General features: G+C 41.3%; 24 protein-coding genes. 20 read left to right on the top strand and 4 right to left on the bottom strand.

What is annotated here, in order from left to right; all coding sequences use genetic code 11:
- Positions 1 to 22 precede the first annotated feature (22 nt).
- The gene (locus tag AAEM60_RS15700) at positions 23 to 805 is read left to right on the top strand and encodes a phosphatidylserine decarboxylase (RefSeq protein WP_299738566.1); all 783 of its coding nucleotides are present in this window, start codon (positions 23 to 25) and stop codon (positions 803 to 805) included.
- Positions 806 to 853: 48 nt separating this feature from the next.
- Here AAEM60_RS15700 and AAEM60_RS15695 read toward each other — a convergent pair whose 3' ends face one another.
- On the bottom strand, positions 854 to 994 hold the full coding sequence (locus AAEM60_RS15695) for a sporulation histidine kinase inhibitor Sda (RefSeq protein ID WP_044339579.1): 141 nt from the start codon (positions 992 to 994) through the stop codon (positions 854 to 856).
- Between the two features lie 434 nt (positions 995 to 1,428).
- On the opposite strand from AAEM60_RS15695, the gene AAEM60_RS15690 reads away from it, so the two are divergent.
- From AAEM60_RS15690 to AAEM60_RS15655, 8 genes are read left to right on the top strand one after another with little or no spacing between them, the layout of a single operon-like run.
- Positions 1,429 to 1,977 carry a YqeG family HAD IIIA-type phosphatase gene (locus AAEM60_RS15690; protein ID WP_299738562.1) on the top strand — a complete coding sequence of 183 codons (549 nt, stop codon included), beginning with the start codon at positions 1,429 to 1,431 and terminating at the stop codon, positions 1,975 to 1,977.
- Positions 1,974 to 3,074, top strand: coding sequence for a ribosome biogenesis GTPase YqeH (yqeH, locus tag AAEM60_RS15685; RefSeq protein WP_299738560.1), 1,101 nt, complete (start codon positions 1,974 to 1,976; stop codon positions 3,072 to 3,074). Before AAEM60_RS15690 ends, yqeH begins: the two co-directional genes overlap by 4 nt.
- 10 nt (positions 3,075 to 3,084) lie before the next feature.
- On the top strand, positions 3,085 to 3,930 hold the full coding sequence (gene aroE, locus AAEM60_RS15680) for a shikimate dehydrogenase (protein WP_299738558.1): 846 nt from the start codon (positions 3,085 to 3,087) through the stop codon (positions 3,928 to 3,930).
- The gene (gene yhbY, locus AAEM60_RS15675; protein WP_299738556.1) at positions 3,917 to 4,207 is read left to right on the top strand and encodes a ribosome assembly RNA-binding protein YhbY; all 291 of its coding nucleotides are present in this window, start codon (positions 3,917 to 3,919) and stop codon (positions 4,205 to 4,207) included. Before aroE ends, yhbY begins: the two co-directional genes overlap by 14 nt.
- Positions 4,208 to 4,224: 17 nt before the next feature.
- Positions 4,225 to 4,791, top strand: a complete 567-nt coding sequence (locus tag AAEM60_RS15670; RefSeq protein WP_299739640.1) for a nicotinate-nucleotide adenylyltransferase — start codon at positions 4,225 to 4,227, stop codon at positions 4,789 to 4,791.
- Positions 4,784 to 5,350, top strand: coding sequence for a bis(5'-nucleosyl)-tetraphosphatase (symmetrical) YqeK (gene yqeK / locus AAEM60_RS15665; RefSeq protein WP_299738554.1), 567 nt, complete (start codon positions 4,784 to 4,786; stop codon positions 5,348 to 5,350). The genes AAEM60_RS15670 and yqeK overlap by 8 nt, the downstream gene beginning before the upstream one ends.
- 4 nt (positions 5,351 to 5,354) lie before the next feature.
- On the top strand, positions 5,355 to 5,708 hold the full coding sequence (rsfS, locus tag AAEM60_RS15660; RefSeq protein ID WP_299738552.1) for a ribosome silencing factor: 354 nt from the start codon (positions 5,355 to 5,357) through the stop codon (positions 5,706 to 5,708).
- A complete protein-coding gene (locus AAEM60_RS15655) occupies positions 5,709 to 6,455 on the top strand; it encodes a class I SAM-dependent methyltransferase (protein WP_299738550.1) in 747 nt (248 codons plus the stop codon). It begins immediately after the preceding gene.
- A 775-nt stretch (positions 6,456 to 7,230) separates the two neighbouring features.
- On the opposite strand, the gene comER is transcribed toward AAEM60_RS15655, so the two are convergent.
- The gene (gene comER / locus AAEM60_RS15650; RefSeq protein ID WP_299738548.1) at positions 7,231 to 8,052 is read right to left on the bottom strand and encodes a late competence protein ComER; all 822 of its coding nucleotides are present in this window, start codon (positions 8,050 to 8,052) and stop codon (positions 7,231 to 7,233) included.
- An 80-nt stretch (positions 8,053 to 8,132) separates the two neighbouring features.
- Here comER and AAEM60_RS15645 point away from each other — a divergent pair, with 80 nt between their 5' ends.
- The 3 genes from AAEM60_RS15645 (at position 8,133) to AAEM60_RS15635 (ending at position 11,653) form a co-directional block, all read left to right on the top strand.
- The gene (locus tag AAEM60_RS15645; RefSeq protein WP_299738546.1) at positions 8,133 to 8,738 is read left to right on the top strand and encodes a helix-hairpin-helix domain-containing protein; all 606 of its coding nucleotides are present in this window, start codon (positions 8,133 to 8,135) and stop codon (positions 8,736 to 8,738) included.
- Between the two features lie 79 nt (positions 8,739 to 8,817).
- Complete coding sequence (locus AAEM60_RS15640; RefSeq protein ID WP_299738544.1) at positions 8,818 to 9,381, top strand: ComE operon protein 2; 564 nt, start codon at positions 8,818 to 8,820, stop codon at positions 9,379 to 9,381.
- A gap of 46 nt (positions 9,382 to 9,427) precedes the next feature.
- Positions 9,428 to 11,653 (top strand): DNA internalization-related competence protein ComEC/Rec2, encoded by a 2,226-nt coding sequence (locus tag AAEM60_RS15635; protein ID WP_299738542.1) that lies wholly within the window; start codon positions 9,428 to 9,430, stop codon positions 11,651 to 11,653.
- Between the two features lie 150 nt (positions 11,654 to 11,803).
- Here AAEM60_RS15635 and AAEM60_RS15630 read toward each other — a convergent pair whose 3' ends face one another.
- Entirely contained in the window at positions 11,804 to 11,938 is a 135-nt protein-coding gene (locus AAEM60_RS15630; protein WP_044339687.1) for a YqzM family protein, read from the bottom strand.
- Between the two features lie 294 nt (positions 11,939 to 12,232).
- On the opposite strand from AAEM60_RS15630, the gene holA reads away from it, so the two are divergent.
- The gene (gene holA / locus AAEM60_RS15625; RefSeq protein WP_341356607.1) at positions 12,233 to 13,261 is read left to right on the top strand and encodes a DNA polymerase III subunit delta; all 1,029 of its coding nucleotides are present in this window, start codon (positions 12,233 to 12,235) and stop codon (positions 13,259 to 13,261) included.
- Between the two features lie 72 nt (positions 13,262 to 13,333).
- Here holA and rpsT read toward each other — a convergent pair whose 3' ends face one another.
- Positions 13,334 to 13,585: a 30S ribosomal protein S20 gene (gene rpsT / locus AAEM60_RS15620; RefSeq protein WP_044339591.1), complete on the bottom strand. Its 252-nt coding sequence runs from the start codon at positions 13,583 to 13,585 to the stop codon at positions 13,334 to 13,336.
- 201 nt (positions 13,586 to 13,786) lie between these two features.
- On the opposite strand from rpsT, the gene gpr reads away from it, so the two are divergent.
- From gpr to grpE, 7 genes are all read left to right on the top strand, one after another.
- A complete protein-coding gene (gpr, locus tag AAEM60_RS15615) occupies positions 13,787 to 14,896 on the top strand; it encodes a GPR endopeptidase (RefSeq protein WP_299738538.1) in 1,110 nt (369 codons plus the stop codon).
- A gap of 468 nt (positions 14,897 to 15,364) precedes the next feature.
- The gene (locus AAEM60_RS15610; RefSeq protein WP_299738536.1) at positions 15,365 to 16,573 is read left to right on the top strand and encodes a stage II sporulation protein P; all 1,209 of its coding nucleotides are present in this window, start codon (positions 15,365 to 15,367) and stop codon (positions 16,571 to 16,573) included.
- Positions 16,574 to 16,593: 20 nt separating this feature from the next.
- Positions 16,594 to 16,929 (top strand): DUF3679 domain-containing protein, encoded by a 336-nt coding sequence (locus AAEM60_RS15605; RefSeq protein ID WP_341356606.1) that lies wholly within the window; start codon positions 16,594 to 16,596, stop codon positions 16,927 to 16,929.
- A gap of 207 nt (positions 16,930 to 17,136) precedes the next feature.
- Positions 17,137 to 18,972: a translation elongation factor 4 gene (lepA, locus tag AAEM60_RS15600; RefSeq protein WP_299739635.1), complete on the top strand. Its 1,836-nt coding sequence runs from the start codon at positions 17,137 to 17,139 to the stop codon at positions 18,970 to 18,972.
- A 65-nt stretch (positions 18,973 to 19,037) separates the two neighbouring features.
- Positions 19,038 to 20,195, top strand: coding sequence for a radical SAM family heme chaperone HemW (hemW, locus tag AAEM60_RS15595; RefSeq protein ID WP_299738532.1), 1,158 nt, complete (start codon positions 19,038 to 19,040; stop codon positions 20,193 to 20,195).
- A gap of 451 nt (positions 20,196 to 20,646) precedes the next feature.
- Positions 20,647 to 21,681 (top strand): heat-inducible transcriptional repressor HrcA, encoded by a 1,035-nt coding sequence (gene hrcA, locus AAEM60_RS15590; RefSeq protein WP_044339688.1) that lies wholly within the window; start codon positions 20,647 to 20,649, stop codon positions 21,679 to 21,681.
- Between the two features lie 97 nt (positions 21,682 to 21,778).
- Positions 21,779 to 22,345, top strand: a complete 567-nt coding sequence (gene grpE / locus AAEM60_RS15585) for a nucleotide exchange factor GrpE (RefSeq protein ID WP_341356605.1) — start codon at positions 21,779 to 21,781, stop codon at positions 22,343 to 22,345.
- Positions 22,346 to 22,366: the final 21 nt, after the last annotated feature.

Here is a 22,366-nt window from a genome sequence, read left to right as displayed (position 1 = left end):
TAGAAATATGTGAGGGATTATAATGAAGCAATCCATTTATCGTCTTTTTATTGAACTAACAAATAAGAAATGGTCCTCTTATATGATCAGGAAATTTGTACAGTCACCTTTGAGTCGGCCGTTTGTTTCATCATTCATTAAAACGTACAAAATAAATGTGGATGAAATAGAAGGTCGGGTAGCTGACTATAAAACATTACATGACTTCTTTATAAGAAACCTGAAGGAAGATGCGAGGGTCGTACAATATAGTGAGAAACAAGCAGTTAGTCCAGTTGATGGCTCACTTGCCAGTACCGGAGTCATTTCCGAGTCCCTTGAAATAGAGGTGAAAGGAAAGACGTACTCCATTCTTGATATGCTTGGTAGTGCAGAGAAAGCTTCTGATTATTGCGGGGGAGAATTTGCGGTGTTTTATCTGAGTCCTGCAAATTATCATCGCATACACAGCCCCGTGTCAGGCACGATTCTCGGCAGGTGGTCACTTGGACAGCATTCTTACCCTGTTAATGAGCTGGGGTTGATGTACGGCAAAGAAGCACTTTCAAAGAATTTCCGCTCCATTACGGAGCTTCAACATGTAAAGGGCAAAGTGGCTGTAGTAAAGGTAGGGGCCATGTTTGTCAACAGCGTTGATTATGTTCATGAAGGAAAAGAGTGGAAACAAGGCGAAGAAGTCGCATACTTCAGCTTCGGCTCCACCGTGATCCTTTTATTTGAAAGGGATACATTCCAATTCTCAAGGAACAAAGAAATTCCAAGGAATGTAACCGTCGGGGAAACAATAGGAGATTTCACTCAATAAAAAAGAGGACGGATTTGATATAAATCCGTCCCATTTCATGTTAGTATTCTACGAAGTAGCTTTTATTTTATTAGTAAGAGATCGACGGTGAATTTCCATTTCGATGAGGCGAATGAATTCTGTATTGAGTTTCAACTCCAACGCTTTGAAATAAGAATCAATCAACAGTTCGTCCGATAATTTCCTCATTAATGCCACCTCCATAACCATCATCTTTTTTTATTTCGAAATATTAAGTTTTGTACGTTTTTAAGTAGTAATTAAACTTTACCAAATTTATTTTTTTAGAACAAGCGTTCCGTTATCCACAGTTCACGGTGGATAAGTTGTGACTAACTTGTATATAACTGGTAAATAAGCCATATTCATGTCTTGTATAATGTGAATAAGGTTATCCACAACCATGAAGGAAACTGGAAATTTGTCGAAAAATATTTATTCTCTTTGGGAATATTTATGGAATCCCAGGAATATATGTGATTTATTTTGAATCTGCAGGGAAAATTGGTTATCATTAATCTGTTATAGGTTAAAAGATACTAATAGAAAGAATTTGGAATCCGCAGAAATCAATGGACGTGGAGCTATACAATTTAAAAAAAGTAAAATATTAAAGTGAATAAATGATAAAGAAATTTGAGGTGCTGCAAGTGATAAAGCAATTTTTACCCGATGAACAGGTTCAGGATATTTTCAGTATCCGTCCGGAGTATTTAAAAGAAAAGGGAATTAAAGCGATCATTACAGATTTAGACAATACGTTAGTGGAATGGGACCGCCCCAATGCCACCCCTAAATTAATTCAGTGGTTTAAAGAGATGCAGGAACATGGAATCCTTGTGACCATTGTGTCCAATAATAATAAAAACAGGGTGGGAGCATTTGCAGAACCTTTAGGCGTTCCGTTTATTTTTCAGGCCCGTAAGCCAATGGGACGCGCTTTTAAGAGGGCGATTCAGGAAATGGGTGTGAAGAAGGAAGAATCGGTTGTGATTGGAGACCAGCTGTTAACGGATGTTTTGGGCGGAAATCGAAACGGTTTCCATACGATACTGGTTGTTCCCGTTGCTCAATCAGATGGGTTCATCACAAAGTTCAATCGTCGAGTTGAACGCAGAATAATGAAGTTTTTCAAGCGTAAAGGCATGCTTGAGTGGGAGGATAAAAAGTGAGTCAAGTTGTATGTATAGGATGTGGCGTTGAAATCCAGACGGAGAATAAGGAAGGAATGGGGTATGCACCTCCTTCGGCTCTTCAAAAAGAAGAGATTATTTGTCAACGTTGCTTTAGATTAAAGCATTATAATGAAGTCCAGGATGTCCCCTTAACGGATGATGACTTCTTGAAAATATTAAATGAACTTGGTGATTCAGAAGGGTTGATTGTCAAGATTGTCGATATATTTGATTTCAATGGGAGCTGGCTGCCTGGATTGCATCGTTTCGTGGGGTCTAACCCGATTCTGCTAATCGGAAACAAAGTGGATCTTCTCCCCAAGTCTGTGAAACCCTCCAAGCTGATTCATTGGATGAAGCATGAAGCAAGTCAATTAGGGTTAAAGCCTATTGATGTTCAGTTAGTGAGTGCTGCAAAAGGTCAGGGGATTACCGAAGCGATCGAAGCGATTGAACATTATCGAAACGGGAAAGACGTGTATGTAGTAGGGTGTACAAACGTTGGGAAATCAACGTTTATAAACCGTATTATCAAGCATGTATCAGGTGAACAAGATGTCATTACGACGTCTCACTTCCCTGGCACCACTCTCGATATGATTCAAATTCCACTTGATGACGAAGAATCACTCATAGACACGCCGGGAATTATTAATCATCATCAGATGGCCCATTTTGTTGATAAACAGGATTTGAAAATCATTACTCCCAAGAAAGAGATCAAGCCGAGAACCTTCCAGTTGAATCCGGAACAAACCCTTTTCTTCGGTGGATTGGCACGCTTTGACTTCATGGCGGGTGAGCGTCAGGCATTTACCTGTTATTTCTCAAATGAACTATCCATTCATCGCACAAAGATTGAGAAAGCCGATGAGCTCTATATGAACCATGCAGGAGAACTGTTGCAGCCGCCAAGAAAAGATGATATGGGCACATTCCCTCCACTTGTGAGGCATGAGTTCAGAATTAAAGAAGCAAAAACAGATATCGTCTTCTCAGGTTTAGGATGGATTACAGTGAATGACAGAGGGGCGACCATTGCTGCCCATGTTCCTAAAGGCGTTAGTGTTTTCTTGAGAAAATCATTAATCTAGGAGGGATTCTGTGGCTCTATATGGTGTTATAGGAGATCCGATTGCCCATTCTATGTCTCCCGAGATGCATAATGCTGCGTTCCAAGAATGTGGAATGGATTCTGCATACGTGAAATTTCACGTGAGAAAAGAGCAGCTTTCCCAAGCCATTAATGGAATAAAGGCTTTGGGAATTCAAGGAGTGAATGTGACAGTTCCCCATAAGGAACATGTCATGCCTCTCTTAGATGGAATCGATCCATTGGCAGGGGCGATCGGGGCAGTGAATACGATTGTCAATGAAAACGGTAAGCTGATCGGTTATAATACAGACGGTCTTGGGTTTGTTGAAGGCTTGAAAAATATAGCAGATGACCAACTTGAAGATAAATCGATGCTGATTATCGGTGCCGGTGGTGCTGCGAGAGCCATTTATTATTCTCTTGCTTCTTTGGGAGTAAAGAGAATCGATGTGACCAACCGGACTGCATTGAGAGCAGAAAATATGATTAAAGCGTGCCCTTTCGATTTAAACTCGCGCTTTCTATCTCTTGAGGCTGCTGAAAACAGATTGGACCAATATGATGTAATCATCCATACAACATCTATAGGAATGTTTCCTCATATAAAAGGGAGTCCATTAACGATCAAAGAGTTAAAAGAGGGGTGCATCGTTAGTGACATTATCTATAACCCTTTAGAAACAGCATTATTAAAGCAAGCGAATCAGAAAGGTGCTCGTACTCAAAATGGTCTTGATATGTTTGTGTACCAGGGAGCCCTTTCATTTGAAAAGTGGACTGGAATCTTTCCACCGTATTCGATAATGAAAAACACCGTATTACAACAACTAGGAGGTCAACATGTTAACAGGTAAACAAAAAAGATATTTACGTTCAGAAGCACATCATTTAAATCCGGTTTTCCAAGTGGGAAAAGGCGGAGTCAATGAAAATATGATTAAAACAATCGGAGAAGCGATTGAAGTAAGAGAACTGATGAAAATCAGTGTTCTTCAAAACTGTGATATGGATAAGTCAGAGGTAGCTGACCAGCTATCAAAAGGCGTAGGAGCAGAGGTTGTCCAGGTAATTGGAAGTACCATCGTCCTTTACAAAGAATCGAAGGAAAACAAGCAATTAATCCTACCATGATAAGGATTGATAAAATGATGAAAAAGGTTGGACTCCTGGGAGGGACATTTAATCCTCCTCATATGGGCCACTTGGTTATTGCCGAGCAGGTGTTGAAGAAGGCAAATTTAGATGAAATTCGATTTCTTCCTAATCATGTCCCTCCTCATAAACAGGTGGATGATCGTGTAACGGCGAATCAGCGCCTCTTCATGCTGCAACAAGCGATTAAGGGCAACCCCCACTTTTCCATTGAGCGGATTGAATTGGAAAGGGAGGGTGCCTCTTACACCTACGACACCATCAAGCTATTAACCGAGAGGGAAGAGGAAACCGAGTTTTCTTTTATAATAGGCGGGGATATGATCGAATATCTCCCGAAGTGGTATCGAATCGGAGATCTTCAGGAAATGGTAAGGTTTATTGGTGTCAATCGTCCTTCCTATTCACATGAGACTTCGTTTGATGTTCAGTTGATTGAGGTTCCAGAAATTGATATTTCTTCTTCCTATATTCGCGACACAGTGAAAAAGGGACAATCGGTTCGCTACTTAGTTCCAGATGATGTGTGTCGATTCATAAAGGAGGAGAAGTTGTATGAATAGGGAAAAAGCCTTGGAAATCGTAAAAGACCATTTAACGGAACATCGCTATATACACACTTGTGGTGTCATGGACACAAGTATAGAGCTTGCGAAACGGTATGGAGCCGATGAGAAAAAGGCGGAAATAGCGGCGATTTTCCATGACTATGCGAAGTTCCGGGATAAGCATGAAATGCGAAGAATCATTGTAGAAGAGAAGCTGGCTCAGGATCTTTTGCTGTACAATAGTGAGCTCTGGCATGCACCTGTAGGAGCCTTACTTGTAGAGCGTGAAGTTGGTATACAGGATGAAGATATTTTAAATGCCATTCGCTACCACACTTCAGGAAAAGAAGAGATGACCACTCTGGACAAAGTGATCTATTTAGCTGATTACATCGAGCCGAATCGACAATTTCCCGGGGTGGAAGAAGTGAGGGAACTCGCCAAAGAATCATTAGATCAAGGCATTTTAAAGGCTCTTCAAAATACAATGACGTTTTTAATGAAAAAAAATCAAGCGATCTATCCGGATACATTTCGCTTTTATAACGGATTAATTTTAAACCAGAGGAGATGAAGGAATGGAACAAAATTTAGTAGAATTAGCGTTTAATGCCGCTGATGATAAACGTGCTGAAGATATTGTTGTATTAGATATGAAAGGTGTTTCTTTAATTGCGGATTATTTCCTGATTTGTCACGGGAACTCAGACAAACAGGTACAGGCAATTGCCCGTGAATTAAAGGACAAAGCAGAAGAAAATGGCTATTCAGTCAAACGGTTGGAAGGATTTGATCAAGCACGCTGGATCTTAGTCGACTTAGGTGATGTAGTCGCTCACGTGTTCCATAAAGAGGAAAGAGGTTACTATAATCTTGAGCGCTTATGGGGAGATGCATCTTTCGTCGAAGTTGGACAAGGTGAGAGTCACTAAATGAGTTATGAACGTTTTGCTTATATGTACGATTATTTAATGCAGGACGTCCCATATGATGGCTGGTTGGAGTTTGTCGATAAACAAGCCAAGGCCCATTCAATCCAAGGGAAAAGTGTTCTTGACATCGCTTGTGGCACAGGGGAATTATCGCTGCGCCTAGTCCGGGACGGTTACGATGTAACAGGTGTTGACCTCTCCCAGGATATGCTGATGGTTGCTCAGGAAAAGGCATTAGAAATGAACGTAAAGCTTAATCTGTTTCAACAGGATATGTCAAAGCTTGATTCACTTGGTGAATACGATCTTATCACGATTTTTTGTGATTCCCTGAATTACCTGGAAGACGAACTTGATGTTGAAAATACGTTTAAAAGTGTATTTGCTCATCTGAAGCAGGGTGGCTTATTCCTATTTGATGTGCATTCCATTTTTAAAATGACGCAAATATTTATTAACAAGACGTATACCCTGACGGATGATCAGGTTTCATACATTTGGGATTGCTTTCCTGGAGAAGTGCCCAATAGTGTAGAGCATGAACTGACTTTTTTCGTGAAAGATGAGGAAACGAATCAGTACGAAAGAGTAGAAGAGCTTCACAAACAGCGGACATACCCCATTCTTACCTTAAAGGAATGGTTAAAGGATGCAGGGTTCGAAGTGTTGGAGATCTCTGCAGACTTCACGGGAGAAGCTCCTACAGACCATAGTGAAAGAATTTTCTTTACCTGTAAGAAGAAATAATAAAAAGCCGGATCGTCTCTGAAAAGAGAAATGGTCCGGCTTTTTTGAATGGCCTTATCAAAAGGATTTATAAAAAAGTTCTGCAAAGTTTGTTGCTATTGTAGAGAAGAAAGTACTAGTTGATTTCCGCTCCAGGATGCTCGCTTTCCGCGGGGCTGGCGGTGAGCCTCCTCGGCTGCGCCTCCGGGGTCTCACCTGTCCAGCTACGGGGCTTAGGGGCTCGAGGTCATAAGCCAAGTCTGCCAAAAAGGCAAAGTGCGCCTTTCCGGCAGACTCGTCTTATGCTTGTCGCCCCTGAGCTAAGCCCCTCCGCTTTTCGTACTGTCCAGCTATTCCCGCAGGAGTCGAGCATCCTTCCGCTTCAATCAACATTCTGAGCATGTATCTTTAAGGAAATTAATCAGAACAAGAATTTTAGCAAACAACCTTAATTAAGGGTAGAGATTGATTTCCCTTTTATGAAAGAAGAATTATATTTTCTAGTTAAATGACTTTCTTGTACATGTTGAAGCTCTGTCACGGAAATTATGTTGAAGATGGTGAGGGGAACTGCGTAGACTCCTGCGGAAGTACGGGCGTGCCGAGACCCCGGAAGCGAAGCTAAGGAGGCTCGGCCAAACGTCCGCGGAAAGCGGAGCAGTTCCCCTCACCATCCAGCACACATTAATTGACAGAGCAATGCAGAACTTATGTTAAAAATAACAATCTTTGCGAAAAGAGCGTTAAAAAAGAAGGGAAAATTCATTTTATGTCGAAATATAAAAAAGGAGTCCTGCTAGACTCCAAATTGTGATTTCGTTCCTTCAATGTCATCCACGAACTTTTCTTGTGTAGCTTCAAATAATTTTTCGAAAACATCTCCTAATTCCCTTTCCATGACTGAAATGCCTATTCCGGTCACTCCTCCTTTTACACAAACTTTCTCTTGAAGTGTCGGTAATGTATAAATATTTTTCTTTAATAAGTCCCCAAGACCAACTAGCATTTCGGATGCCAGAACAGTAGCCGTCTCCCTGTCAATTTCCGTCACTTCCACAGCAGCGTTAATAAATCTTTGTGTGACATAACTGAAAAAAGCCGGCCCGCAGCTGACAATGTCAGAAGCCACTCGCGTCACATTTTCATCAATCACTACAGGTGTGGAAATATGCTCAGCCAGCCTCGTTAAATCTCGTCTCCATTTATCTGAACAATGACTTCCATACGTTAAAAGTGACACCCCGCTTAGTGCGCGATTTGTAATGCTTGGAATGAATCGGGCGCAGGAACTGGTCAGTAACGACTCTAGCTGATCCACGCTAACTGGACTGGTTATCGAAACAACGCATTTGTCCTTTGTAAAGCTTTTCTTATTCTCCTGAATCACATCATACACATCATGAGGTTTCACACAAAGGAAGATCAAGTCAGATGACGCAATTACGTCTTCATTTGAATACCTCACATTCACTTTGTTCCATTTCTCTTTTATATCCTCGGCCTTTTTTATTGAACGATTCGTAATATGAAGATGTGAAGGAGAAATCGCTTTTGATTCAATGAGAGCTTCAATAATGATTTTCCCCATGTTTCCCGTTCCAATGATACCTACTTTCATGTGCAGCCCTCCTTCTATCACACTCTCTCCTAAAACTTATGAATTTCTTGCAATGAATATTCCACCAGAGGTGATTTCCTGTGCAGTCCCTAATTGAAAAATACAGAACAGTCCTTGTGATTCTGATGATTTGTGCCATTGTCCTGATTGCATATATATTAAAAAATGCTTCCGCAGCTCCAGTGAAAGAGGCTACTTTTACAGCAGCCCCTGCTAAAAAAGAAAAGGAGCTTGAAGAAGTGGAATCCGTCGAAAAAGTGTATGTTGACGTAAAGGGAGAGGTTGTTCACCCTGGATTATATGAGGTGAGGCATGGCGATCGGCTGAAGTTTGTAATCGATCGAGCCGGTGGTTTCACCGCAGAAGCAGATAAGAAAGTGATCAATTTAGCTGTAAAGGTATCAGACGAAATGATGATTTATGTCCCCAAAATCGGAGAAATTGAAACAACCCGGCTGGCTCCTTCGATGCCCGGGGCCGATTCAGGAAAGGATGGAATAAACATTAATACTGCCACACAACAGGAATTCGAAACCCTGCCAGGAATTGGTCCTGCCAAAGCGTCGACTTTTATCCAATATCGTGAAGAAAATGGTCCCTTTAAGGCTATAGAAGAAATTAAAAACATCTCTGGAGTCGGTGAAAAAACCTTTGAGAAATTAAAAGAATATATTTATGTTCAATGAATTGACGAACATAGGAAGTCTTTATACACTTAAACAGACAAATAAAATGTAGCTAAAAATCAAAGAAGGAGGAATGGGGATGGAAAGAATCGCTTGGCATCAATATTTTATGGCTCAAAGTCAGCTCCTTGCCCTGCGCAGTACGTGTACAAGACTGGCAGTCGGGGCAACCATCGTTCGTGAAAAACGAATCATTGCAGGAGGTTATAATGGGTCCATTGCAGGAGGGGATCATTGTATAGATGAAGGATGTTATGTGATTGACAATCACTGCGTGAGGACGATCCATGCCGAAATGAATGCCCTGCTGCAATGTTCAAAGTTCGGCGTGGGAACGGAGAATGCGGATATTTATGTTACGCACTTCCCATGTCTTCAATGCTGTAAGGCTCTTATTCAGGCAGGAATCAAAACGGTTTATTACGCAAAAGACTATAAAAATCATCCTTACGCCATTGAACTTTTCGAAAAGGCAAACGTCCATGTTGAGAAAGTTGCTTTTGACGAAAGCAGCACCGACGTAAAACACAAAGAAAAAGCCTCCATGATGGTCCAATTAATTGAAGACTTGAGAAAACAGGGTGCTGCAGAAGAAAAGCTCAATTACTATGAACAAGAATACATAAAACTCTTTAATGAATAGAGGAATATGCCTTTACCTGGCATTTTCAGTACTTTCAGGGACGCTGATGGCACTTCAATTCCATTGGGGTGCTGTCGTTCTTGCTTTGCTCCTTCTATCCCTTTTCCTCAGGAAAATGACCTTCACCGTTCTTCTTTTCTGCTTCTTATTTCTTTTCATTTCCTTTTTCAATACCACGATTCAAGAAAAAAGGCAGAAAACCGTTCTGCCATCAGAACCTGCACCAAACGTCTTTCAAATCGTAATCAATGACATACCAACCATCGAAGGAAGTACCTTTGTTTCCTTGGCCAAAATAAAGAAGGAAAAGGTTCTCGTGCGCTTTTATTTCTCTTCAGAGGAAGAAAAACGACAATTTCAACAAGTGAAGCCCGGTTTTGTCTGCGAAGTGAAAGGAGAGTTGACAGAACCCAAACCGAATAAAAATCCAAACTTATTTCATTATAAAAATTATTTAGCTCAGCGGGGAGTTTATTGGATTCTCGACGTACAAGCTTTCGGGGGATGCGTGGATCAAGGCAAATGGAAACACGCCCTCATACATCTGAGATTCAATGGACTGAAGAAAATCGAAAGGGAATTTCCATCTTCAACAGTAGGAGTGACCCAAGCGTTGATGTTTGGGGAAACGAATATGATCTCAGAAGATACGATGCAGGCATTCAGGGAACTCGGCGTCGTTCATTTACTGGCGATTTCGGGCTTGCACGTCGGGTTGATCTTTGCCATTCTCCATTATTTCCTATTAAGAGTAGGCATTACAAAAGAAGCGGTGACATGGATAGGGATTTTTTTACTCCTATGTTACATCGTACTGACAGGAGCATCACCTTCTGTTATCAGGGCATCCTCCATGCTGATTGTGATTCTTATGAGCAGAAAAGTGGCAAAGAGCTTAAATACGATTGACAGTCTGGCGGTAGTGTTCATCATCATTGTATTATACGAACCCTTTTCTATTTTCAATGTGGGATTTCAGCTGTCATTTATAGTGAGTTTTTCTCTTGTTGTATCTTCATCAGCTATTTTAAATACCTCTTCATCCATCGTTCAATTGCTTAAAGTAACGCTTGTTGCCCAGCTATCTTCACTGCCCATCGTCATCTATCATTTCTATGAATTCTCTTTGATAGGCTTTCTCACGAATCTTCTTTATGTACCCCTTTTCTCGATCATTGTTCTTCCCCTTTGCATCATTGTCTATTTTCTGACGTCTTTTCTATCTCTCGAGTGGTTGCTGCTCATTTATAAATACCTTCTGGATTGCATACAATGGATCTCTTCGGCGATTGCATCTTTTCCATTCAGTACAATTGTGCTGGGGAAGCCTCACTTTCTTTTGCTGCTCGGTTATTTCATCGTTATTTACGTTGTGTTCGTTTGGTTTGAACAAAGGAAATATATGCTTTCCGGATTGTTCTTGATTCTTTATGGAGCCTCGCACCTGCTCATCAACACCTATAATCCCTATGGAGAGATCGTATTCATGGATGTTGGACAAGGTGATGCTACATTGATCAAGCTGCCATACAATCGAGGAACCTATCTTATCGATACAGGTGGGGAAATGCAGTTTCCGAAAGAAAAATGGGAAGAGAGAAAGAATCGTTTTTCTGTAGGGGAAGACATCGTCGTTCCTTTTTTGAAAAGTAAAGGTATCACATCCATTGACACCCTGATATTAACACACGGAGATCTCGATCATATTGGCGGAACAGAAGCGGTTCTTGAGGAAATGAAAGTGAAGGAAGTCTTGATCAGCCCTAACAGCGAGGATAAAGGTGAAATGAAAAAAATCGTGAAATTCGCCCGGCAAAAGAGGGTTCCTGTTAAGGAAGCCCGGTATCCATTCAGTTGGGATGGTGATAAGGATGGGCTGCATGTTGTTTCGCCACAGGATGAGGAATATGAAGGCAATAATGACTCCATTGTCTTATATGGAGAAATCGGATCTTTGAAATGGTTATTTACTGGGGATTTAGAAGAGCGAGGGGAGAAAGAGTTCATCCGAACCTTTGATTTGCCGATTGATGTGTTAAAAGTAGGTCATCATGGGAGTAATACGAGTACAACTGAAGAGTTCCTCGTTGAAACGAATCCGTCTGTTGCGGTGATCTCTGCGGGTGAAACCAATCGATTTGGGCACCCTCATCCTGAAGTAGTGGAACGATTGGAGAGAAGAGGAATGACTATATATAGCACCGGAGAAAATGGGGCGATAACCTATCGTTTTTGGGATAAAAAAGGAACGTTTTCAGCCCACCTGCCATAGGATGTATTACAAAACAAATTAAGCGCTAATGAAAAAGGGGCAGACCCATCACAAAGAGTCAGGCGCCTTCAAACCATCTGTATGATACACCAGTACCATATATGGCGATTGAAGAAACCGGAATCTTTAAGGTCTGCCTCCTATCTTTCATTAAGAGCCAATTAACTTAATAACAGTTGCAATAACGAACATTGTAGCAAAGAATCCAAAAGAAACAATAAAGCCAACGCCTGAATCTACTGCATCATTTCTTTTTGATTGTACATTCTTTTCAAATTGGTTCACAACTACCCCTCCTATTTCTATTCTAGTATAGAACATCGCTATTAAAAAATCTATACTTCCCTTTACTTTTTCCTTTACTGACAAGAGTTGTCACCTATAAGTTCGCCATCCTGGGTGACACTAATCATTACAAAGGAAATACCGCTTAACGGAAAAGGTTCCTAGGTCTTCTCCGTTAACGTTAATATAGATATAGGGGGTGTCCCATATGACGGATGTCCCCTTTACCCCTTGTCAAAACCAAAAAGCTTTTTTACCATAGAGTAGAGAAAAGAATTAATGGAGAGTGCTGACTTGGTTATTGATATTTGGAAGAAAATAGAGAAATCTCAATTCTCAGCTATATATTTAGTTTACGGAAATGAGTCATTTATTATTAATGAAACGAAACAAAGAATAGTCTCAAGTGCCCTTTCAGAAGAAGAAATGGATTTTAATTTTTCCAGTTATGATCTGGAAGAAACTCCGATAGAAGTAGCGATAGAAGATGCAGAAACCTTTCCGTTTATGGGAGAGAGAAGGGTTGTCATTATCCAAAACCCTGTTTTTTTGACAGCTGAAAAAACAAAAGAGAAGGTAGAGCATAACATTAAACGATTGGAACAATACATACAATCCCCTGCTCCCTATACAGTTCTGGTCTTTACGGCGAATTATGAAAAACTGGACGAGCGTAAGAAGATTACGAAGTCCTTGAAGAAACTGGCAGAAGTCGTAGAGGCAAAAAAGCTGAACGAGTATGAGTTAAAATCGTGGGTAAGAGAACGGGCGGCCTCTAATAGTGTTCAGATAGATGAAGATGCAATTGAATTACTGCTCACCCTCGCTGGAACAAACTTAATGATGCTCACCCAAGAGTTGGACAAACTTTCCTTATATGCAAGCGATACAAATAGAATCGATGTGGAAGTGGTGGAACGATTAACAGCAAGGTCCCTGGAACAAAATATTTTTACCCTAGTGGATAAGGTCGTTCAAAGAAGGATTGATGAGGCATTAAGAATTTATTACGATCTCCTCAAGCAAAATGAAGAGCCATTGAAAATTCTTTCGATCCTGGCAGGACAGTTCAGGCTCATATACGGAACGAAAGAACTATCACGAAGAGGATACGGCCAGCAAAAAATCGCGTCCTACTTGAAAGTTCATCCTTTCCGGGTCAAACTGGCAGCAGGGCAGGCGAAGCACTTCAACGATAAACAACTTGCCCATATCATCGAATTGTTATCACAAGGAGATTACGAAATCAAAACAGGAAAAATCAAAAAAGAATTGATGATTGAGATGTTTTTGTTTAAACTTCATGATCAGAGCTTTACATGAAGACTTTCGATTCGTTAATGATAGAGATCAAAAGAAAAACCACCTGCCCTTGGGGCGAGGTGGTTTTTTCAATTAGTTCGCTTTTTTCATTAGGCGAGACTTTTGACGATCCGCAGCGTTTTTGTGGATAAGACCTTTTTGAGCTGCTTTGTCTAATTGACGAACCGCTTCTGTTGCTAATTCTTTTGCGTTATCTGCGCTGTTAGCAGCTGCAGCTTCTGCTTTCTTGATAGCAGTACGCATTGTAGATTTCACAGCAGCGTTTTGAGCGTTACGCTCGTTGCTAGTTTTTACACGCTTGATAGCTGATTTAATATTTGGCATTCCTGTCACCTCCTATAAAAGGATCGAGATTCTATGTGACTCGATTTAAATTCCTAAACAATAAGAACAAATGATATTTTATCAAACGAACAGTGATATTGCAATACTATGTAGTGAAATTAAACGCGTGAATGAACCCATACGAAAAAGGTAAACATAAAAAATAGTAGATAAGATCCCAAGCTTGGAGGTAGAGTCGAAATGAAGAACGAAGAAATCGATCTAAGTAAATATTCCGTACGTACCGATCTTGCCGTTGAAGCAAGAGAAATGGTGGTCAGTGATAAAGCGGAAGATACGTCATCGATACAAGGTGTCATGATTAAAGAGAAAGAAGAAGATGGGGTGAAAGTTTCTCTTGTCACCGTTACACCTGAAGGGGAAGAGAAAATCGGTAAAAAACCTGGTAATTACTTAACCATCGAGGCTCATGGAATTCGCCAGGAAGATGCAGAACTGCAACAAAGAGTAGAAAAAGTATTTGCGAATGAATTTAATCAGTTTTTAATTAACAATAATATCAGTAAAAATGCAAGCTGCTTGATTGTTGGACTCGGAAACTGGAATGTAACCCCCGATTCATTGGGACCCCGCGTATGTGAGGATATCATCGTGACGAGACATCTTTTTGAACTGCAGCCGGAATCAGTGGAAGAGGGCTATCGACCGGTCAGTGCCCTCGTTCCTGGTGTGATGGGGCTAACGGGAATTGAAACGAGCGATATCATTTTCGGTGTTGTGGAAAAATCCAAACCCGACTTTATCATCGCCATCGATGCCCTTGCTTCCCGTTCCATTGAGCGCGTCAATTCCACCATCCAGATTTCTGATACAGGTATACATCCGGGATCTGGAGTTGGTAATAAACGAAAAGGTCTCGATCAGGAAACGTTAGGTGTTCCGGTTATTGCCATCGGTGTTCCGACCGTACTCGATGCTGTCACCATCGTAAGTGATACAGTGGACTTTCTTTTAAAACATTTTGGAAAAGAGATGAGAGAAGGGGGGCGGCCTTCGAGATCTCTCGCCCCGGCAGGATTAAGCTTCGGTGAAAGAAGAAAATTAACCGAAGAAGATCTTCCGGAAGAACAGCATCGTCAAACATTCATGGGAATTGTGGGGACCCTCGAGGATCAGGAAAAACGAAAACTGATTCATGAGGTGTTAGCTCCGATCGGTCACAACCTGATGGTCACCCCTAAAGAAGTGGACGTGTTCATGGAAGATATGGCCAACCTCATAGCAAGCGGATTGAATGCGGCACTACATGATGCCGTTGATCAGGAAAATACGGGGTATCAGACTAGATAGGTTGAAGATGAAAGTAGCGCCTTAGGGGTAGGTAGTGAACCTTGAGGCGTTTTTTTGTAGTGGATTCATTGGAGAGAAACCATTTCGCCGATATATTAGGAATTTCGCCGTTAAATTGAAAAATTCGCCGATATCCAAAAATGTAGATGGAATATATCTATAAAAAATGGGATTTATATGAAGCTGACACCGGAGATGATAGATAAAAGGAGTGATCTTTACCTGAAAGAGATTAATCCATCTTGAAAATTGCAGTTCTCCCTTCAAAAATTGAAACTTCCTACTCACCTCACTACACCTCACCCTAGCTATCGAACCCCACCCCCACCTTGCCACCCATCCTAAAAATAATAGATTCCCCCGTTTAACTTTCCACCAATAACCTCATAATGACTACTAAATATAGTTCTACTATCTCTAGTAATGACATACATTGTACTAGAGTAGAGTAAAGGAAAGGGTGGGAGAATGAGGTCGTATAAAGCGTCCAATTATGTAGTAGCGATTAATATGTCAACGATACTGAAAGGGATGTTGATCTTCGTAGTAGGATTACTCTCCGTTTTTTCGATAACGGGCATCCTCACTTCCTTAAACCCTGAGTATAGAATTACATCGCATTCATTGAATCAAGCGGCTTCCAATGTGAAGGGTGATGCATTATATAAGATCTTGGCATTAGAAAACCGGTCTTTTAATCAAATATTGACTGAAGAAGAGCAGGCTTTACCGAATTTTTCATCCCTCCTTTTTCAGGTGGCTACCAATGTGAGCTTTGAAGATCCCCGAAGCTTCCTGGGGAGAGAACTGCCGGGATTTTCGATTTTTGATGGTGACATTCTAGTGGCCGGGGAGGGGACGGATTTTACGAATATGCCGATCGAATCTGTCCCTCCTCCCGAAGCACTTGAGGCTGGGAATGAAGCACCACTCAAGAATGTAGAGAATTTTAATGAATCGGATCAAAAGAGTGGAGATGTGTCCCCGCCTTTATCAACTGGAGATAAAAAGACGGTTCATCTTTACTTCACACATACCCGTGAATCCTATCTGCCTTACTTGGAGGGAGTAACAAATCCTGATTCAGCCATGCATTCGGAAGTAAATGTCACCAAGGTGGGAGATATGGTGAAGAAGCATTTAGAGGGACTTGGGATTGGAACGACCATCGATAAAACCGATGTGATAGCGAACCTGAACAATAAAGGATTGGATTATTGGGCTGCATATCAGGAGTCCAGGCCCTTAGTCCAGGCTGCCATGACGAGTAATAAAGACTTGCTGTATCTCGTTGACATACATCGTGATTCACAAAGAAGGGCTGTTACGACGGGAACCATTAATGGCAAATCCTATGCCAAGCTCGCGTTTGTAGTCGGGGAAGAGCATCCGAATTTCGAACAGAATTTAAAGGTGGCAACAGAGCTTCATAAGTTATTGGAAGCTAACTATAAAGGTATTTCACGTGGAGTGATTGCGAAAAAGGGAAGCGGTACAAACGGTAAGTTCAATCAGGATCTTTCAAGTAACGCCATGTTACTGGAGTTTGGCGGAGTGGATAATACGTTTGAAGAATTGGAACGATCCGCGCAGGCTTTCGCCGAAGTATTCGCTGATTATTATTGGCAGGCTGAAAAGGTGAATCATATACCTGTCACTCCTGCAGTAAGTCAGTAATAAAAAGGATGAATGAAACCATGACGAAATTCTTTTTTAAATGTGCACTGCTTATATCTGCATTATTTATTGGGGTTCTGATGGGAATGCAGTATGCCAATCAGGGGATTGTGGAAATGAAGGGGCATGAACAGCAGAACTTCACTTCTCCGGTGGGAGTGAGTCAGGACGGGGAAGGGAACGTGGAGGCGTCTTTCCTCGGGAATGAAGTTGAATCCAAAACGTTAAGCGAAAAGAAAGAGAAATTAGAAGATATGAAAGCCTTTAATGCCTTTTCTTCGATCGGGAAAGCACTGGCGAATACCATTGAAAGTATTACCAGCGAAATAATGAACTTTATCGCTTCGTTAATCTAAATATAAGCGGGAAGAGAAGGCTGGAAAACAGTACTGCCTTCTCTTTTTGATGTCCAATAATAAGTGGATTTGTGCCATCGAATTAAAAGTGTCCTGCTTTAAAATGGACAATTCCTGCATAGCCCTTTAGTTTACATTGAATAATATATTGTCTACTGCTATAATTCAAAATAGTGTACATGTGTGGAAATAACAGGAGTTGAACGTATAATGAACCGTGAAGAGAAATTAGAAAGACAATCAAGAATTAGAAACTTTTCGATCATTGCTCATATAGATCATGGGAAATCTACCCTTGCCGATCGTATTTTAGAGAAAACGAAAGCACTGACGGCACGAGAAATGAAAGAGCAATTGCTAGATTCAATGGATCTGGAAAGAGAACGTGGAATCACAATCAAATTAAATTCTGTGCAATTAAAGTATCAAGCGAAAGACGGGGAAGAATACATCTTTCATCTCATTGATACACCAGGGCACGTCGACTTTACATACGAAGTATCTCGTAGTTTAGCTGCTTGTGAAGGGGCCATCCTTGTAGTGGATGCTGCTCAAGGGATTGAAGCCCAAACATTGGCGAACGTGTATCTTGCCTTAGATAATAACTTGGAAATCCTTCCAGTTATCAATAAAATCGATCTTCCGGCAGCAGATCCGGAAAGAGTGCGTCAAGAAGTGGAAGACGTGATCGGACTTGATGCATCTGAAGCGGTACTTGCCTCTGCTAAAGCAGGGATCGGGATTGAAGAAATCCTGGAGCAAGTGGTTGAGAAGGTACCTGCACCAGTTGGAGATCCCGATGCGCCATTAAAAGCGCTGATCTTCGATTCCTTATATGATGCATATAGAGGAGTCGTTGCCTACATCCGTGTGATGGAAGGCAGCGTCAAAGTAGGGGATAAGGTTCGTATGATGGCAACAGGGAAAGAGTTTGAAGTGACCGAGATCGGTGTCTTCACTCCGAAAGCGACGGGTCAGAAAGAACTGACAGTCGGGGATGTTGGTTACCTGACGGCCGCTATCAAAAACGTTGGGGACACCCGTGTAGGGGATACCATCACCCTGGCGAAAAACCCTGCACAGGAAGCATTACCTGGATACCGCCGACTGAACCCGATGGTCTATTGCGGTTTATATCCAATCGATTCAAACCGCTATAACGATCTTAGAGAAGCACTTGAAAAGCTTGAATTGAATGACTCTGCACTTCAGTACGAGCCGGAAACATCTCAAGCGTTAGGATTTGGGTTCCGTTGTGGATTCTTAGGCCTTCTTCATATGGAAATCATCCAAGAGCGTATTGAGCGTGAATTTAAGATTGACCTTATTACGACAGCGCCAAGTGTTATCTATCATGTTAAGCTGACAGATGGGGAAGAAGTGAAAGTGGATAATCCGTCCATGATGCCGGATCCTCAAAAAGTGGATCATGTTGAAGAGCCTTATGTTAAAGCTACCATCATGGTTCCAAACGATTACGTCGGTGCCGTAATGGAGCTCTGTCAAGGAAAACGAGGTAACTTCATCGACATGCAGTATATGGATGATACGCGAGTGAACATCGTATATGAAATTCCACTTGCTGAAATTGTGTATGATTTCTTCGATCAGCTAAAATCCAATACGAAAGGATATGCTTCATTTGATTATGAGCTGATTGGATACAAAGAATCCAAGCTTGTGAAAATGGATATCCTTTTAAACGCTGAAAATGTCGACGCTTTAAGCTTTATTGTTCACCGCGACTTCGCTTATGAACGCGGGAAGCTAATTGTTGAGAAGTTGAAGGAATTAATTCCAAGACAGCAATTCGAAGTTCCCGTCCAGGCAGCGATCGGTCAAAAGATCGTCGCAAGATCGACCATTAAGGCCATTCGTAAAAACGTTCTGGCAAAATGTTACGGTGGAGATATCTCACGTAAACGTAAACTTCTTGATAAACAAAAAGAAGGTAAAAAACGTATGAAGTCCGTTGGTTCTGTTGAAGTTCCACAAGAAGCCTTTATGGCCGTATTGAAAATGGACGATACAGATAAAAAATAATTGTCTTGATGATAAAGGGGGAAAGTGGCTTGTACTAAACAAGCACTGCTTACCCCCTTTTCTCTATGAATGCCCCCAAAGGAGGGATAAACTTGGTGAAATCAGCTTATATTCATATACCTTTCTGTGAACATATCTGTCACTATTGTGATTTTAATAAAGTCTTTTTAGAAGGACAGCCTGTAAACGAATACTTAACAAGCTTAGGGAATGAAATGAAGCATAGGGTCATGACCCAAGACAAACTTGATACAATTTTTGTCGGGGGCGGCACTCCTACTTCATTGAATGCAAGCCAGCTGGAAACGTTATGCGAATCCATCACTACTCATTTGCCTTTTGATCAGGGTGAATTCACTTTTGAAGCAAACCCTGGAGATTTGACCGAAGATAAACTCCGAGTCTTAAAGGACCACGGTGTGAATCGGTTGAGCTTTGGTGTCCAGTCATTCAATGATGAGCTTCTAAAAGGAATAGGACGCACGCATAAAAGCGAAGATGTGTATACATCTGTGGAAACGGCTCAAAAAGTAGGATTCTCGAATATCAGCATTGATCTGATTTATAGCCTGCCTAAGCAAACAGAGCAAGATTTCCAGGATACATTAAAGAAAGCACTTGACCTTGATCTTCCCCATTACTCGGCTTATTCGCTTATCGTAGAGCCAAAGACGGTTTTCTACAACCTGATGAGAAAAGGGAAGCTGCCACTTCCAACTCAAGATCAGGAAGCGGCCATGTACGAAATCTTGATCGAAACGATGGAGAAATATGGGATCAATCAATATGAAATCAGTAATTTTGCTAAACGGGGATTTGAAAGCCAACATAATCTCGTTTATTGGGACAATAATGAATATTATGGTTTAGGTGCCGGTGCACACGGATATATAAACGGAGTACGTTATTCCAATTACGGTCCCCTAAAAAAATATATGGACCCGATTGCAGAAGGTTTCCTGCCCACCATCCAGCAGCATGAAGTCACCAAAGCCGAAATGATGGAAGAGGAAATGTTCCTCGGCTTACGTAAGGTAGAGGGAGTGAGTAAATCTGTATTCCAGCACAAATTTGGCTGCAGTATCGAATCTGTATTCGGTTCATCCATTGAAGAAATGGAGAAACGAAAACTGCTTACTGTGAATGAAGAGCGGGTTGCGCTTACGAAACAGGGTCGCTTTTTAGGAAACGAAGTATTTCAATCTTTCCTTGGTGTAATCTAATGGATGCATCCTAAAGGTGTATGGTATTTATGTTCGTCTACAGCTAGTAACTCATGCTTAGAAAGTTGATTGGAGCGGAAGGTGCTCGACTCCTGCGGGGATAGCGGGAAAGTAGGAAAAGCGGAGGCGGCTCGACCAGCCCCGACAAGCATAAGGTGAATGGGCCGGGAAGGCGTTTCTTGCCTTCTTGGGCCATTTAGCTTATGACCTCGAGGGGCTAGCCGCCGGAGCTAGACAGTTGAGACCTCACAGCGAAGCCCGAGGAGGCTCAACTCACGCCCCGCGGAAAGCGAGCACCTGAAGCGGAAATCAACCACTACTCGCTTTTTCAAAAGCAACTGACTTTACGAAAAGAGCCAATCTAATATATTGACATCCCTTTTCTGATTTGATAATTTATTAATTAGATTTAGCACTCATCAGAAGAGAGTGCTAACAGGGGTGATGAATGTTGTTAACAGATCGACAACTTCTAATTCTTCAAGTGATCATTGATGATTTTATTCTATCAGCTCAGCCTGTCGGTTCCAGGAGCTTGTCCAAGAAGGATGAGATTTCGTTCAGTTCGGCTACGATTCGAAATGAAATGGCTGATTTGGAGGAATTGGGTTTTATTGAAAAAACACATACTTCTTCAGGACGTGTTCCATCTGAAAAGGGTTATCGTTATTACGTGGATCACTTGCTTTCTCCTCAGAAATTAAAGAAGAACGATGTTCATGCATTACGCTCTATTTTCACAGAGCGAATATATGAATTGGAGAAAGTGGTCCAGAAATCGGCAAAGATTCTATCAGAGCTGACGAATTATACGACAATCGTATTAGGACCTGATTTGAAGGAGAATAAGCTGAAGAAAATTCAACTTATCCCTCTGAACAAAGATACGGCTATTGCCATTATCGTGACGGATAACGGGCATGTTGAAAATAAACTGTTCCACATCCCGCCTACAATGGACGCAGCAGAGCTTGAGAAGCTCGTGTACATCCTGAATGACCGGCTATCGGGGGTCCCGATTAGTGAATTGAACGATAAAATCTTTAAGGAAGTCGCTCTTTTACTTAGAGAGCATATTCAGAACTATGATTTTATCCTCCACTCCATCACGGACTCTTTTAATCCATCGGTCACAGATAAGCTGTTCTTTGGAGGGAAAACCAATATACTTAATCAGCCTGAGTTTAATGATGTCCAAAAGGTTCGTATGCTCCTTGAAATGATTGAACAGGAAGAGAGTATCTACAACTTGATTCGGCCTTCCGCTACAGGATTGAATATTAAGATTGGGAAAGAAAATGATCATCTTGCTATGGAGAATTGTAGTCTCATAACCGCTACTTATTCTATTGGTAAAGAACAATTAGGTTCCATTGCGATTATCGGGCCTACTCGAATGGAGTATTCCCGTGTCGTTAGTTTACTTAATTTCTTTTCAAATGATATGTCCAAGGTTCTTACGAAACTGTATCAAAGTGAAGATTAGTGGACATATTGTATAAAGGAAAAAAGGCCCCCGGAAGCAGGTTTGATTGACTTCCGGCGCCTTGAATTGGTCGCAGATTTTTAAGGAGGTGAATGTTATGTCTGAAGAAACAAAACAAGAACAGCAAGAAGCAAAAGAGGAAAAAAGCGAAGCGGTTGAAGAAGTATTCGCTGAAGAACCTCAAGTAGAAGTAGTAACAGAAGAAGAACACGAATCAGATGAGCTTTCACAATTAGAAGAAAAGCTGAATGAGTCTGAAAATCGTTATCTTCGTTTAAGAGCTGATTTCGATAACTTCCGCCGACGCGTAAATGTTGAAAACGAAGCGAAGGAGAAATATCGTGCTCAAGGTCTGATTACTGAACTATTGCCAGCACTTGATAATTTCGAGCGTGCTTTAAATATAGAAGCTGATAATGATCAAACGAAAACACTGCTACAAGGAATGGAAATGGTTCACAGAAGCATTGTTGAAGCCCTTAAGAAAGAGGGAGTAGAGCCAATTGAAGCAGTAGGTCAACAGTTTGATCCTCATTTGCATCAAGCTGTTATGCAAACAGAAGAGGAAAACGTCGATAGCAATGTTGTTGTTGAGGAATTCCAAAAAGGATACAAACTGAAAGACAGAGTAATTCGTCCTTCCATGGTGAAGGTCAATCAATAATAAAGACATTACATATACAAA

Source organism: Rossellomorea sp. y25, from assembly GCF_038049935.1.
In the GTDB taxonomy this organism is placed as follows: domain Bacteria; phylum Bacillota; class Bacilli; order Bacillales; family Bacillaceae_B; genus Rossellomorea.
This window is presented reverse-complemented; position numbering and strand designations above follow the sequence as displayed.

Bases quoted from the DNA above. Each gene is read 5' to 3' on its own strand.
- AAEM60_RS15700 (WP_299738566.1), top strand. From the start codon at position 23: ATGAAGCAATCCATTTATCGTCTTTTTATTGAACTAACAAATAAGAAA.
- AAEM60_RS15695 (WP_044339579.1), bottom strand. From the start codon at position 994: ATGAGGAAATTATCGGACGAACTGTTGATTGATTCTTATTTCAAAGCG.
- AAEM60_RS15690 (WP_299738562.1), top strand. From the start codon at position 1,429: ATGATAAAGAAATTTGAGGTGCTGCAAGTGATAAAGCAATTTTTACCC.
- yhbY (WP_299738556.1), top strand. From the start codon at position 3,917: ATGTTAACAGGTAAACAAAAAAGATATTTACGTTCAGAAGCACATCAT.
- AAEM60_RS15670 (WP_299739640.1), top strand. From the start codon at position 4,225: ATGAAAAAGGTTGGACTCCTGGGAGGGACATTTAATCCTCCTCATATG.
- yqeK (WP_299738554.1), top strand. From the start codon at position 4,784: ATGAATAGGGAAAAAGCCTTGGAAATCGTAAAAGACCATTTAACGGAA.
- rsfS (WP_299738552.1), top strand. From the start codon at position 5,355: ATGGAACAAAATTTAGTAGAATTAGCGTTTAATGCCGCTGATGATAAA.
- AAEM60_RS15655 (WP_299738550.1), top strand. From the start codon at position 5,709: ATGAGTTATGAACGTTTTGCTTATATGTACGATTATTTAATGCAGGAC.
- comER (WP_299738548.1), bottom strand. From the start codon at position 8,052: ATGAAAGTAGGTATCATTGGAACGGGAAACATGGGGAAAATCATTATT.
- AAEM60_RS15640 (WP_299738544.1), top strand. From the start codon at position 8,818: ATGGAAAGAATCGCTTGGCATCAATATTTTATGGCTCAAAGTCAGCTC.
- AAEM60_RS15635 (WP_299738542.1), top strand. From the start codon at position 9,428: ATGGCACTTCAATTCCATTGGGGTGCTGTCGTTCTTGCTTTGCTCCTT.
- rpsT (WP_044339591.1), bottom strand. From the start codon at position 13,585: ATGCCAAATATTAAATCAGCTATCAAGCGTGTAAAAACTAGCAACGAG.
- gpr (WP_299738538.1), top strand. From the start codon at position 13,787: ATGAAGAACGAAGAAATCGATCTAAGTAAATATTCCGTACGTACCGAT.
- AAEM60_RS15610 (WP_299738536.1), top strand. From the start codon at position 15,365: ATGAGGTCGTATAAAGCGTCCAATTATGTAGTAGCGATTAATATGTCA.
- AAEM60_RS15605 (WP_341356606.1), top strand. From the start codon at position 16,594: ATGACGAAATTCTTTTTTAAATGTGCACTGCTTATATCTGCATTATTT.
- hemW (WP_299738532.1), top strand. From the start codon at position 19,038: ATGAATGCCCCCAAAGGAGGGATAAACTTGGTGAAATCAGCTTATATT.
- grpE (WP_341356605.1), top strand. From the start codon at position 21,779: ATGTCTGAAGAAACAAAACAAGAACAGCAAGAAGCAAAAGAGGAAAAA.